The sequence below is a fragment of the Phormidium pseudopriestleyi FRX01 genome, assembly GCF_017313335.1.
Classification (GTDB): Bacteria; Cyanobacteriota; Cyanobacteriia; order Cyanobacteriales; family Laspinemataceae; genus Laspinema; species Laspinema pseudopriestleyi.
In genome coordinates this window covers 1-13,673 of the sequence record NZ_JAFLQW010000538.1, presented here as the reverse complement: position 1 = coordinate 13,673, position 13,673 = coordinate 1, and the positions used below count along the sequence as shown (strand labels likewise).

Genomic DNA, 13,673 nt, shown 5'->3' with positions numbered 1-13,673 from the left:
TTCCGCAAACTGGTGAAAACCGATACCGCTGGATTTGACCCTCTCACCCAGTGGTATCTCCTCGCCTGGGATGCCTTTCGCGCCCGAGAGTTCCCCTTTGATGAAGCGAGACAGTTAGCATTGGCGATCGGGGGTTTCAACGTCTACGATTTAAGCAAAACCTACAAACTCCTCGACTCCGCCAGTGGCACTTGCAAACTCCTCACCCCGCAACAACGACTCAAAAAACGCGCTTTTTCAACAGACCCCCAAGAGTTTTCCCTCACCTATTTAGTAGATGGAATTCACGCGATTATCGCCCTTTATGAGGAGGAGGAAAATATCCAATTAGTCCGGCAATTCATGAAGACAACAGCCCTCACGAGTAACGATACCTTCATGCGGGCGATCGAGGTCGCCTTAAAAGTAATTCCGCGTCTGGGAGATGAGAAGAAACGGATACCGGAGGAGAAATCGTTGTTAAATTTGTGGTTATCAATGGATGAGATTAAAGCAAAGGTGGTTTATGAACAATTGGAGATGACGTTAGAAGGGGGACAGATGAGTTTAGATTTAGGGTAGCTAGCAGGATTCAGGGGACCCCACCCTAACCCTCCCCTTGCCAAGGTCCGGGGACCGGAGTCCGAAAGCCCTCCCCTTAGCAAGGGGCTTCTTTGGGTGGGGTTCCCGGAGTTAAAGGTTAGAAACCGTCAAAATTCTGGGTGAATGATTAACGTGCAGACCCCACCCTAACCCTCCCCTTGCCAAGGGGAGGGGACCGGAGGTGGGTTGGGTGGGGTTCCCGGAGTTAGGAGTCCGAAAGCCCTCCCCTTAGCAAGGGGCTTCTTTGGGTGGGGTTCCCGGAGTTAAAGGTTAGAAACAGTCAAAATTCTGGGTGAATGATTAACGTGCAGACCCCACCCTAACCCTCCCCTTGCCAAGGGGAGGGGACCGGAGTCCGAAAGCCCTCCCCTTAGCAAGGGGCTTCTTTGGGTGGGGTTCCCGGAATTAAAGGTGAGAAACAGTCAAAATTCTGGGTGAATGATTAACGTGCAGACCCCACCCTAACCCTCCCCTTGCCAAGGGGAGGGGACCGGAACAGGAATTAAATGCAGAAAATTGGCAAAAATCAGGGTTGATTTAATCGAGAATGAAAAACCCTATTTTCTGGGCAGATATGCTATATTAACTTAATCGTTAATCCGACTTAAATCTAAGATGAGCCAGCTATCGGAAAGCAATAGTCTTCGTCAAAATCGGGCCTTTCCCCAACAGTCCCGGAGTGGGGAAGAAAAGGCTAAACGTCAAGAAGAAATGAAACAGTTTGATGCAGACTGTCAGGCGATTTTTGAACAAGTCAAACCCGCTTTAATTGACGACTATTACAATTGGTTCATGGTGATTGAACCCAAAAGCGGAGACTATTTCATTGATGCCGACGAAGTAGAAGCTGAAAAACAAGCCCAAGCGAAACATCCGGATGCACCTTGTCTCATTCTCTGTATTAATGAGACGGGAGTTTGTGGGCGAGTATGATTTCTGGGAGATTTAACCTTAAGGGGGAGTTACTTTTTCAAATCGGTTTAATTGCGGCAGATGAAGAATTAATCTCCGTTTCTGCTATCTTAGATACGGGATTCACGGATTGGCTTTTACTGAATAATGAAGATGCTTTGGACTTGGGTTGGGTTCCGACAAAGAGTCGAAAACGAATGCAAACTGCTGGCGGTTTGAGGAATTTTAACATTTATCAGGGAATTGTATTGATAGATAGGGAGGAGTTGATAATTAGAGCTTTGGGAGGAGATGAAATTGAGGAGGTGTTACTGGGGGTAAAATGGCTAAGACTTAAACGCTTAGTTGCCGATTTTAGAGAGCAAGTTTTAACATTAGAATAATTTTTTATAAAAAGTTAGGAGTCCGAAAGCCCTCCCCCTTAGCAAGGTCCGGGTTGGGTGGGGTTCCCCGGTTAGGAGTCCGAAAGCCCTCCCCTTAGCAAGGTCCGGGTTGGGTGGGGTTCCCCGGTTAGGAGTCCGAAAGCCCTCCCCTTGGCAAGGTCCGGGTTGGGTGGGGTTCCCCGGTTAGGAGTCCGAAAGCCCTCCCCCTTAGCAAGGTCCGGGTTGGGTGGGGTTCCCGGAATTAGGAGTCCGAAAGCCCTCCCCCTTAGCAAGGGGAGGGTTGGGTGGGGTTCCCCGGTTAGGAGTCCGAAAGCCCTCCCCTTGGCAAGGGGAGGGTTGGGTGGGGTTCCCGGAATTAAAGGTGAGAAACCGTCAAGATTCTGGGTGAATGATTAACGTGCAGACCCCTCCCTAACCCTCCCCTTGCCAAGGGGAGGGGACCGGAGGTGGAGAAGAAGTTTTAAGATTTTATGCGGGCTAATTTAATATAATTTTATGACACAATTTAGGGGGAATGATGAACTTTCAAGATAAAGAATGGCGGATTAGTTATTCCAGCAATGAAAACAACCCGATCGCAGATTTTTATATCCCCGCTTTAGAATGCGCGACTCAGTACGATCGCAAGTCGGGATTTTTTAATAGCGCTATTCTCAGTAAAGTGGCGCGGGGACTGGGGGCGATGCTACAAAATCAGGGACGCATTCGCTTGATTATGGGCTGTCAATTTAGCCCCCAGGATTTAGCAGCAATTCAGGAAGGTTACGCCCTCCGAGATGCGATCGCCTTCCGTTTGGATACGGAATTAACTCCCCCAGAAAACTTCGCCCAACTCAAACATTTTCAAATTCTTAGTTGGTTAATTCAAAACCTCTATCTCGATATTAAAATCGCCGTTCCTCTCAAAACGACTGGCATTCCCGAAGACCCCCATACCGTTTGCGATCGCCATCATCTCTTTCATGAAAAAGTTGGCATCTTACTCGACAAACAAGGGCAAAAAATCGCCTTTAGCGGGTCCAATAATGAATCCCTCGCTGGTTGGGAAAATAACATCGAATCCTTCCATGTTTATTGTTGCTGGGAAGGGGGACGGGACTTGGAACGAGTCGATGAGGAAATCTTCCGATTTGAGCAATTGTGGAACGATTTATCCCCGAATGTCAGGGTTTTTGACATCCCCGAAGCAGTCAAAAATAAACTCCTCCACTACAGTCCCGACTCCCCGCCAACTTGGACGCCACAAACCGAATTTGATACTCGACCCTTATCCCCATCGCCAACTTCAGAACCCGTGATGTCTCAACCGTCACCTCCGGCAATTCCAGAGACGGAGTTAGAGGCAGAATGGCAAGCATTCCAAACCTTATTAAATTTACATGATTCTCCCGGTTGTCTGGATTTTTGTCTGAAATCTATCCCGATTCAACCTTGGCCCCATCAACTTAAAATTCTCCGTCGATTTGCGGAAAAGTTCCCCCAAAATTTTCTGATTGCTGATGAGGTGGGGTTAGGCAAAACCATCGAAACTGGATTGATTTTACGCTATTTACTGGTTAGCAAAAAAGCCCAACGGATTTTAATTTTAGCCCCTGCCAGTATTCAACCTCAATGGCATGAAGAACTTAGAGAAAAATTTAACTTACATTTTTGGAGTTATCAACAAGGGCAATTCATTCCCGCTGACTCCCGCTTATCCTCCGCCACTGTGCCCACTTCGGCAAATCCTTGGAATACTCAAAACTTAGCGATCGCCTCCTCCCATCTGGTTCGCCGCAGCGATCGCATGGCGGAACTGTTGGCAGCAGAACCCTGGGATTTAGTCGTCTTAGATGAAGCACATCATGCCCGTCGCCAAAGTCCCCAAAATCGCAAAGAAACCCCTAATCGTCTGTTGCAATTAATGCAGCAATTGAAAACAAAAACTCGTTCCCTGCTGTTACTCTCTGCCACGCCAATGCAAATCGATGCCGTGGAAGTTTTCGATTTATTACATCTGTTGGGATTACAGGGACATTGGTCCTATTCCGAGAACTTTTGCGAGTATTTTGCCTCCCTTTCGGACAAACCCAATCGCCAAACTTTAGAATTCTGGCAACAAATGGCAGTCAGTTATATCCAGGAAGGCGGTTCCCCTTGTGACCGATTCCAAGACTACCTACAAAAAAGCGATCGCCTCATGGCGTACAAACTCCAGGATATCTGGAAAAACGGCAAGGCGATCGTCAATGCTAAACATTATACCGAAGACGAACCCTTTCTCGCCGCTTCTCGCCAATATTTAACCATCAATACTCCCCTCAAAGATTTGATGTTTCGCCACACTCGCGATACCTTGCGCCAATATTATCGCCGAGGATTGTTGGATCGAGATATTCCCCAACGAGAAGTTCAGGATCATGCGATCGTCTTAGAAGGCGATCGGGAAATCCCTCTCTATTGCGCTGTCAGTGACTATGTTCGCCACTTTTATAACCTCGCCCAAAAAGACAACCGCAAAGCGTTAGGATTTCTCATGACTCTCTACCGCAAACGCCTCACCAGTTCCTTTTATGCCATCCGTGAATCCTTGCAACGCCGACTCGATGGCATCAGTTTTACCCCAGATGACCTCAACGATTTAGACGATGCCGAGGATGCCATTTTAGAAGGAATGGAGTCCTATTTTGAACAAACGGACCCGGAAGAAATCGCCTATTTAAAAAACTTACTCCGCCAATTTGAAAATACCGGCGATGATAGCAAACTGTCTTATTTTATCACAATTTTGCGCCAGGAACTCAACCAGCGAGAAAGTGCGATCGTCTTTACCCAATACACCGACACAATGGACTATTTGCGAACTGCCTTACAGCAATTATATGGGTCCCAAGTCGCCTGCTATTCTGGACGCGGCGGCGAACTTTACCAGTCGGAAACCTGGAAAACCTTTCCCAAAGAGCAAATTAAATCCCAATTTCGAGAAGGAATTATCAAAATTTTACTCTGTACCGAATCCGCCTCGGAAGGGCTAAACCTGCAAACCTGCGGCGTCTTAATTAACTATGATATGCCCTGGAATCCGATGCGCGTAGAACAAAGAATTGGCCGGTTAGACCGCATCGGCCAACGGTATGAAACGGTGAGAATTCATAACTTTTATTATGATGGGACAGTGGAGGCCAAAGTTTATAAAAAACTGCGCGATCGCATCAATGCCTTCCAAACCATTGTCGGCAATCTCCAACCCATTTTAGCCCGCGTTCCCACCTTCATCGAACGGGCCGTCATGAGTGCTGACCCCGAAGAAGAAGGGGTGATGCTGAGTGAATTCGAGACCGTTTTAGAAGCGCCGCCCTTACGTCCCGCCCTCGATGAAATGGTAGAAATCGATGTAGAATCCGACCTAAAAGAGATTAATAAGCCTTTACCTTTAAGTCCTATTATACCCGAAAATATCCAATTTTTATGGATAAATTCCCAAATTTTTAAACAAATTGGAATCGAATTTCAACCCATTTCTGAGGGTATATTTGAAATGCATTATCAATCCCATTCCTATCTCGTCACTTTTTCACCCCAGGTGTATGAAGAAAAGCCCTCGTTATACTTCTTAAACTTTGGAAATCCCCTCTTTCAAACCCTGCTTGAGGAGATTGTGAGATATATGTCCTCTACTCCTTCCCTAATGTAGGGGTTTGGTCTCCAAACCCTCTTCTTCCCTTCCCTTCCCTAATGTAGGGGTTTGGTCTCCAAACCCTCTTCTTCCCCCTCTTCTTCCCCCTCTTCTTCCCCCTCTTCTTCCCCCTCTTCTTCCCCCTCTTCTTCCCTCTCTTTTTCCCTCTACGCCTCCTCCGGTTTGTGCACTACTACAGGAAGGCGGCAAGTGAAACTAGACCCGACTCCGGGCTGACTTTCCACCCTAATACTGCCGCCCATCATTTGACAGAAATTCCTACCGATCGCCAACCCTAAACCCGTCCCCCCATATTTGCGGGTATATTTCTCATCCGCTTGAACAAAAGGCTGAAATATTTTCTCAATTTGTTCGGGAGTCATGCCAATCCCCGTATCCGTAACTGTAAACAAAAAGATTCCTGCATCAGAATTCGAGTCCGGTTCTCCATTGGGGATAACTGCCTCAATTCGTTCCACAGAAAAGGTGATTTGACCATTTTGGGTAAACTTAGCGGCATTACTGAGGAGGTTGAGCAGCACCTGTTTAACCTTGCTGCGATCGCCAGTCATGGTCCCCAGTTCATCCCCATATTTAACCTCTAGTTGATTGCTATTTTTCAGAATTGATAAGTGGGTATTACTTTGCACTTCGGCAATCAGTGCCGTCATATTAAACCGTTCTAAATAAAGCTTGGTATGACCGGATTCAATTTTAGAAATATCCAAAATATCACTAATAATGGTCAGCAAATTCAAACCGGATTGATGAATTTGGTCTAAATCCGAGATAAATTCCTCTAATCCATCTTCCTGAGCTTGATCCCGCAACAGGTCACTATACCCAAGAATCGCATTCAGAGGAGTTCGCAACTCGTGACTCATGGTGGCTAAAAACATACTTTTAGCATGACTCGCCGCTTCCGCTGCTTCCTTGGCCTGTTCTAATTCTAATTGAGTTAATTTATTCGCCGTAATATCCCGAATAATTGCCAAGACTTGTTGATGACCGCTGACGACCATGCGGACCTCAAAATAACGGCGAGTTTCATTAATAAACCAATCATATTCAAATACCTGAATATCATCGGTTTCTAGGGCAATATGGACATATTCTAAATACAGACGGGCTAATCCTGGAGGTAAAATACTGTCGAGATTTTGAGTTAATAATTCTCCAGCCGGTCGCAGGAGGGTATCGCCTCTTCCCCCCTTAAAGTCCATGAAAGTCCCATCTTGACTAAATTGCAACATTAAATCGGGAATGGCCTCTAAAAGGGCGCGATTTTTCGATTCACTTTGGTGCAGGGCTTCCGCACGTTCCTCTAGGGTGGCGATCGAGGCTTTGAGTTGCTCGGTCATGCTGTTAAAGGATTCTGCCAGCAGAAAAAGCTCGTCATGGCTGCCGACAACGATGGTTTGATCCAGGTCCCCTTCGGCGAGGCGCTCAGTGGCGGCGGTCATTTCCTGTAAAGGGCGGGTGATGGAACGCGCCAGCAACAAGGCGAAGAGGGTGCCCGCTAGGGAGGCGCTCAAGGCGGCGAGGATGCCTTGATTGCGAATCGCTGCCATTTTTTCCCACAATTCGGCAGTGGAGAGGCCAACGCTGACGGCTCCTAGGAGTTGGTCCTCACGGGTGACTACTTTTCCGGCAATCAGGCGATCGCGTTGCCATTCAAAGACGGTCTGGTTACTATTAACCAGAATCACGCCAAAGGCATCGGGTTCGGTATTGTAGCGCCAAATATCATCGCTATAGATATCGGCCACAATTCGTCCATCTGCTGCATAGATGCGCCCGAGTACCAAAATTTGCTCACTCCCGAGTTGTTCGAGGATTTCTTCTAAAAAGTCAGCCTGTTGGTTCTGGAGAGCATGAGCGGTGGTGACAGCTAAGGTGGTCAGGACAATTTCGGCTTGATTTTCGAGCTCGCTGCGAAAGTTTTGTTGTGTACGGCGAAGGAAAAGCCCGGTGACGCTCCCCACGGTGAGAATCGCGAACGTGGTCATGGCTAACGCTAGTTTGCTGGCAAGGGAAAGCCCTTTTTTCCTGTTAAAGATAACCATGCCACTCACCTATCTTGTGCCCTTGCATATAACTCCGGCATCTTGACCTGAGCTTGAGCTGGAGGCAATCTATCAATTGGGATAGTTTCTGCAAACTGGGGGAGTCGAGCTAGGAACTTCTTGCCGTCGAGTATATAGCGTTTCCCACAGGTATGAGCTGCGTTTTTGGAGTGGGAGCATCTTGCTCGCTTGGGACAATAGCGAGTAAGATGTTTGTGCTGCTCTAAATTTCTGTACCTCATGAGTTCAGGAAGCGCTATATCGAGGTGGGAAGGATTGATCCCATTCAGGAGAATGGGACGATCGCCGTCGGTCCTCGGGAGCGTCGTGAAACTGGATGGGGAGAGGTCTTGGGACGATGCGGGTATGGATTGACAACCCCTATTGATTGCCGTGGCGATCGCACTCACCTGCGCGATTGTTCTTAAGTTGGTTTTGAACATGAGCTTACGGTTTGGGTTGGCACAGCGATGGTGGATTAAGAACTCAATGGTATTATGAAATGATCGCCCACCAATGCCCTCGGCGAGAGATCCGGGTTCGGTTGATTGAGAGTCCCTGAATCAAAATGGGCATAGATGCGCGATCGCCACTCAATGAGCGCTTGAGCGCCACCGCTAGTTATACTCACCGATTACCCTGGCTCCCATCGGATTGACTGCCCTTTTAAGTCAATCCGATGCAAAATACTTAAGTTACTCGATCATTCTACCAAATCCCTTGGACCCGATGTCGAGTTGTTGAATCCCTCAGTAATTTTACGGTTTTTTTTTGATAGTCCAGAAAAAATTTTACAAAAACTCAAGCGATTTCAGTGAAAAAACGGTCCAGTCTGCATACCAATCCTGAAAACTCGCACCAGGAAGAGGGTGAAAATGCTGCCAGATGACGGAAACCCGATGCAACCTTTTCGGAGGAGTTCCCCCCGAAAACTGGGGGTAAGGGGTAGGGGTCCCTCAGTAAAATCCACAGGAGAGATTGGGGTGATGCGGAGATTCAGGATGAGGGCGATCGCCCTCAAAACCTCGCACCGGATCTCTACATCAGAGGCGATCGCATAGCCGGGAACACTGTGTTGTTTTGCACCCGATAGAATCTTATTGCCATCCCCCTCAAAGGCGAGGCAGTTCTCCCCTAGAGTCCCTTGATCTATAGCAATCCTAAATAATTTATGACATATATAGCTCCCCTCTCCCCCTTTGGGCCGCCTTATGTTGGGGGTGAGGGCATTCCACAACGGATTTAGGATCTGCTATATCTCCCCAACCCCCCTCAGCTTAATTATACTTTTCTACCGACCAGGATATATTCTTGGGAGGTTTGACCATCACCGGGAGACAGACGGTGAAGGTCGATCCGCCATCAGCCAGACTGTCCACAAAAATCTTACCCCCCATCAACTTGCAAAACCGTTGACCGATCGCCAACCCTAAACCCGTCCCTCCATATTTGCGCGTTGTCGAGGGGTCAGCTTGGGCAAACGCATTAAAGATATGCTGCTTCTGTTCCGGGGTGATGCCGATTCCCGTATCCTTCACCCGAAAAATCACATATTCCGTCGCGTTGACTGGCTCAGATTCGGTGGAAGAGTCAGCAGCAGATTGCGGGGGAGATTGAGTTGGCTGATCCTGCGCTGTTTTTTCCTTTCTAATCTTTTTAACGGACATAGAAATCATCCCGGATTCGGTAAATTTGGCCGCATTACTCAGCAGATTTAACAACACCTGCTTAACCTTGGTGCGATCGGCATACATACTGCCCATATTGCGCGGGCATTGGATTTCAATGTTATTGCCATTTTTCTGAACTAACGGCAAAACTGTTGTTTGCACTTCTAACAGCAACGTAGAAATATCAAAAGTTTCTAAGCATAACGTCATTTTCCCCGCTTCTAACTTAGAAATATCCAGAACATCGCTGATAATTCCCATCAGATTTTTTCCGGCTTGTCTGATTTTTTCTAAGTCGGAAATAAAATCTTCATAGCCCAACTCTTCCGCCTCTTCCTGCAACAAATCCGTATAACCAATAATCGCATTTAAGGGAGTTCTCAGCTCGTGACTCATGTTCGCTAAAAATACATTTTTGGCATAATTCGCAGCTTCGGCGGCTTCCTTGGCTTGTTGCAATTCAAATTGAGCTAATTTACCTTCGGTAATATCCCGAACAATAGCGAGCACTTCATCTTGCCCACAGACCGCAAATCGCGCTTCAAAATGGCGACGCTTGCCGTTGATAAACCACTCATATTCAAAAACCTGAATTTCCCTAGTTTGTAAGGTGCTATTAACGTATTTTAAATAAAGATCGGCCAGTTCTGGCGGAAAAACCAATTCCACGCTTTTTTGTAACAATTCCCCTTGGGGTTTTAAGATTGTATCCCCTCTTCCTCCTTTGTAATCAATAAAAGTGCCATCTTCGCTGAATCCAAACATCAAATCGGGAATGGCCATGAGTAAGGCCACATTTTTAGCTTCGCTTTGATGCAGATCCGCCGTGCGATCGGCCATGTTTTCAAATAGCTCTCGGAGGCGATCGCTCATGGTGTTGAACGAGTGAGTCAGCAGGCCGATTTCCTCGTAAGCCGGAATTTCAATGGTTTGGGTAAAGTCCCCTTCCGCAATCCCTTCCGTGGCAGAACCCAACTGGTACAAAGGTCCGGTAATCGACTGGGCCAGCTTTCGCGCCATAATCACGGCTACCAACCCGGTGACCAGAATCGCTAGAAGTCCCGTCGCGATCGCCACAAACATTTTCTGATCTAACAGGGCCGTAGACAGCTCAATCCGCACGGCAGCGACTGGGCTGCCTTCTACGATGACCGCTTTCCCCGCAATCAAACGCTTATCCTGCCAACGAAATAGAGTTCGATTCGTCTCTAGCAGTTGCCCCACCAAGGGTTCTCCCTCAGAGGATTCTCCCACCTGGGGAGAATCCTCCGCGATGACTTGTCCGTCGGTTTGATAAATCCGCGTAGAAAGTGCGATTTCTCGTCGCTGGTTCTCCTCTACAAGGGTTTCCAAAAACTGTTCGTTTCCTCCGGTCAACGCATCGCCCACACTAATGGAGATTGCCTCCAGTAACTGATCGGCTTGTCGTTCGAGTTGTCTACGCAGAGTCTGTTGCTGACTCCAAATTGAGATCGCTGTAATAGTCGCCATCGCGACCAGGGTTAAAGTCGTGACAGAGACTGTAAGTTGGGTAGTCAGTGACCGGTTTTTTCCGATGAATTTTCCCATGAAAATGATTTGTTTAGATCCGCCTAGACCCCACCTAGGAATGTCTTGGGGTCAAGACAAACAGTGTAGGGCTTGAATTGTCTCTATTTTGACACTCTCAGGGAGTCAACGCCACTGAGATTCTTGAATAGACCACCGAAGCAATCTTCAAAGGCATTGTCAAGGTGCCTCGCTTTCGCTCAAAACAACTGTCTCGCGACGCTGCCATTACGCTTACTTATCTGTCTTTAGTTGCTTTCGGAGTTCAACACAAAGCCAAAATTCGGTACGCTCCCCACCCTGCTATTACTTGCTCTTTTTGTGTTGGGTATCTAGCCCCGTACTAAGTAGCCGGAATTTCGCCGTACTAGGAATGGTTCAACACATAGTTGATTTTTCTTACTCACCGCTTAATTTTAGCACAAGATAGAAGGCGAATGAATTCGCCGTGTCGCGGACCTCTCAGGACTGAAGTCACGCTCGTTTCCCGGATTCCGCTATTCTTTTTATGAACTTTTTTACCTTTTATTGCTCGACTTCGATTGACACCCTTGCGAATGGTTATAAGCGAATTTGACAGCTTTAACGTCAATTTGTTATATTTATTTACATTTTATAAACAGTTTCTTCAGATTTGGAAGACTAATGCTCAAGTTTCAAAGGCAACGCCCCACCATCAGGTCGCTCAAAGTAACCCCCCACAGAATAGAGGGGTTGCTCTGAGTCATGAAATAATTAGAGGTTCGGTGGGGGGTGTCATGGCATCTGGAGTCCGTAGGCTGGCGATCGAGCAAAGCCGTCGCTTTCCAGGTCCAATAGACGGTAAAGGCCCGACCCAATTCTTCAAAGGCTTTTTCAAATTCCTCTGATGACTGAATCGGTTCGTGAGTCGTGGGGGTTGCTTGTCCGTAGCCCTGTCAAGGTGTATTTGTAGGGGCGCAATGCGCCCCTACAAATTCAGGGCCTGCGCATTGCGCCCCTACATGAAATCACAATTTTTCGTCATCAAATTTATCACCTTGACAGGGCTATGGTTTAAACCCCCGCCTGAGTTGAAAATCGTGCTGAAATCTTATGGGTTCATGTTTTTAGTCGGGTTTTAACCGACTTGAGCGATTAGGCGGAGATTTAAACCCCCCCGGACTGTGCGGTTTACTAAGAATGGTGCAATATCTCAGGTATAACCTATCCTGTTTGATGCGCTAGGACTCCTGAAATTGCCCATAAAAAAGCAGTCGAGGAGGTATAACCCACCCGACTGCTCTTTCTCACTGATTATTTAACCGAGTGCCACACCACACTCCGCCCAAATCGGGGCAACATTAGAAACGATAACCCGCGCCCACCAGTAGGCTAAAAGCGGCTTGATCCGTATTGCGATAAGCATCAAACGCAACTTTGGCATCCCCAAACAGCACGATATTATCCTGAACAACTGCCTCCACTCCCGTGGCAAGCGTTAAGGCATCTTGGTTACCCAGAGCCGTTTGTTGACCGCGTTCGGTGATGAAGGAATAACCGCCTCCCAAGTATAAGTTGGCGTTATTCGTCACAGGTACATCGAGAGATAACATCGGGACCAATGCTGCCGCATTATTATTAATCAAGGCAGATCCGCGCACTGATAAGGCAGAATTCGGAACTTGATAACGACCTTGGACGTTACCGCCATAGCTTTCACTGCCTTGTCCCTCATCCCAGTTGTGAACGTTACCACTGAGACCCGCACCGATATAGTTACCCGCCATTCCTTGCTTGCCGGTGAGGGTTTGTAACCCTTCGGCATGAGCGGCACTGCTGGAGAGGAGTGCAGGGATGATCATCACAACAGACAAAGCAGACAGAGTGACAACAGACTGAAGAATTCGTTTCATAAGAGTCGGTTGGTGAATAAAGACTTGACAACCTTTGATACTTTGACTGTAGGGGGTGATTGTCATAGACTGGGGAGGGGATGTGGAAGTATTTAAAGTGACTGTTACACCGTCGGGTTATTTCCCAACCTATTTCCCAAAACTAGAGCGAAATCAGCTTGCGCTGTAAGGATTTAAGTCAAACCGTAACCGGGCGATCGCCCCCATGTATCACCGGGCAAAATCCCGGTAATTCAGACAGTCCCCAAACTGGCAAGTCAACTGGAACAAGTGGATTCGATTTCAGTCCTTTCCAGATGCGATCGCATCCAGGAGAGAATTCTCTCACTAAAAAAAAGTCGGTAGAGTTACCCACATCAACTCAACCGACCCATCCGGATCAAAACTCCGAAACCCCGCGCTTAAACTGAAGGACGATTGACCATCACTTTATCCAGCAGTTTTTGCTGAGTAATGTAACCCAACTCATAACAATATCCCGGCAATAAATCTAATTTCTGCCGGACTCGTTGACAAGCTTTGCTCCGTCCGAATTCCGTCGGTTTGCTCATCACCCAGTTGACATGAGCTTCTTTATTCAGCGCTGTTCTGATTTTCACAATCTGCTTAATTAATTTCCGGGATTTTTCTGCATCATCACTCTCTAAATACTCCCACTGGCCGTAATTAGACACAGCATATTTATGAGCTTTATCCAATAAATAATGCAGGGCTTTAAACAGCAACTTTAAATCCGACTTCATCAGCATTTCCACCTTTAAAGTCTTCTGCATAATTTCCGGGTCGCTCATGGCCACAAATTTCTGTAAATCACAGAACTTATATTCCAAAGCCGAAACCGCTTTGTAGATATCATCCAAAGTCCGGTCAATTTCATCAGAAATCAATTGTTGTTGTTCCGGCAAAAATAGAGTACCTTGGTGAGCGCGATAGGCAATTCCTTCTAATACCGGATAGTCACAAATCCCAGTTTGACGATATTG

At 47.2% G+C, this 13,673-nt stretch carries 10 protein-coding genes and 1 pseudogene; 6 read left to right on the top strand and 5 right to left on the bottom strand.

Features of this window, described 5'->3' with window-relative positions; all coding sequences use genetic code 11:
* The 4 genes and pseudogenes from J0895_RS20460 to J0895_RS20445 form a co-directional block, all read left to right on the top strand.
* Positions 1-561: pseudogene (locus J0895_RS20460) on the top strand (DUF1156 domain-containing protein); the annotation flags it as partial.
* 636 nt (positions 562-1,197) lie between these two features.
* On the top strand, positions 1,198-1,515 hold the full coding sequence (locus J0895_RS20455) for a hypothetical protein (protein WP_207089845.1): 318 nt from the start codon (positions 1,198-1,200) through the stop codon (positions 1,513-1,515).
* Positions 1,512-1,877, top strand: coding sequence for an aspartyl protease (locus J0895_RS20450; RefSeq protein WP_207089844.1), 366 nt, complete (start codon positions 1,512-1,514; stop codon positions 1,875-1,877). The genes J0895_RS20455 and J0895_RS20450 overlap by 4 nt, the downstream gene beginning before the upstream one ends.
* Before the next feature lie 514 nt (positions 1,878-2,391).
* Positions 2,392-5,550, top strand: coding sequence for a DEAD/DEAH box helicase (locus J0895_RS20445; protein ID WP_207089843.1), 3,159 nt, complete (start codon positions 2,392-2,394; stop codon positions 5,548-5,550).
* A gap of 149 nt (positions 5,551-5,699) precedes the next feature.
* On the opposite strand, the gene J0895_RS20440 is transcribed toward J0895_RS20445, so the two are convergent.
* Positions 5,700-7,598 (bottom strand): sensor histidine kinase, encoded by a 1,899-nt coding sequence (locus J0895_RS20440; protein WP_207089842.1) that lies wholly within the window; start codon positions 7,596-7,598, stop codon positions 5,700-5,702.
* 266 nt (positions 7,599-7,864) lie between these two features.
* Between J0895_RS20440 and J0895_RS20435 the strand changes: the two genes are divergently transcribed.
* Positions 7,865-8,026: a hypothetical protein gene (locus J0895_RS20435; RefSeq protein WP_207089841.1), complete on the top strand. Its 162-nt coding sequence runs from the start codon at positions 7,865-7,867 to the stop codon at positions 8,024-8,026.
* A 50-nt stretch (positions 8,027-8,076) separates the two neighbouring features.
* Here J0895_RS20435 and J0895_RS20430 read toward each other — a convergent pair whose 3' ends face one another.
* The 3 genes from J0895_RS20430 to J0895_RS20420 form a co-directional block, all read right to left on the bottom strand.
* Complete coding sequence (locus J0895_RS20430; protein WP_207089840.1) at positions 8,077-8,229, bottom strand: hypothetical protein; 153 nt, start codon at positions 8,227-8,229, stop codon at positions 8,077-8,079.
* Positions 8,230-8,875: 646 nt separating this feature from the next.
* Positions 8,876-10,759 carry a sensor histidine kinase gene (locus J0895_RS20425; RefSeq protein ID WP_242541461.1) on the bottom strand — a complete coding sequence of 628 codons (1,884 nt, stop codon included), beginning with the start codon at positions 10,757-10,759 and terminating at the stop codon, positions 8,876-8,878.
* A gap of 1,379 nt (positions 10,760-12,138) precedes the next feature.
* Entirely contained in the window at positions 12,139-12,690 is a 552-nt protein-coding gene (locus J0895_RS20420) for a porin family protein (protein ID WP_207089838.1), read from the bottom strand.
* Positions 12,691-12,848: 158 nt separating this feature from the next.
* Here J0895_RS20420 and J0895_RS20415 point away from each other — a divergent pair, with 158 nt between their 5' ends.
* The gene (locus J0895_RS20415) at positions 12,849-13,100 is read left to right on the top strand and encodes a hypothetical protein (protein ID WP_207089837.1); all 252 of its coding nucleotides are present in this window, start codon (positions 12,849-12,851) and stop codon (positions 13,098-13,100) included.
* On the opposite strand, the gene J0895_RS20410 is transcribed toward J0895_RS20415, so the two are convergent.
* Positions 13,092-13,673: hypothetical protein (locus J0895_RS20410; RefSeq protein WP_207089836.1), on the bottom strand; the 582-nt coding region annotated here is incomplete at its 5' end. The genes J0895_RS20415 and J0895_RS20410 overlap by 9 nt on opposite strands.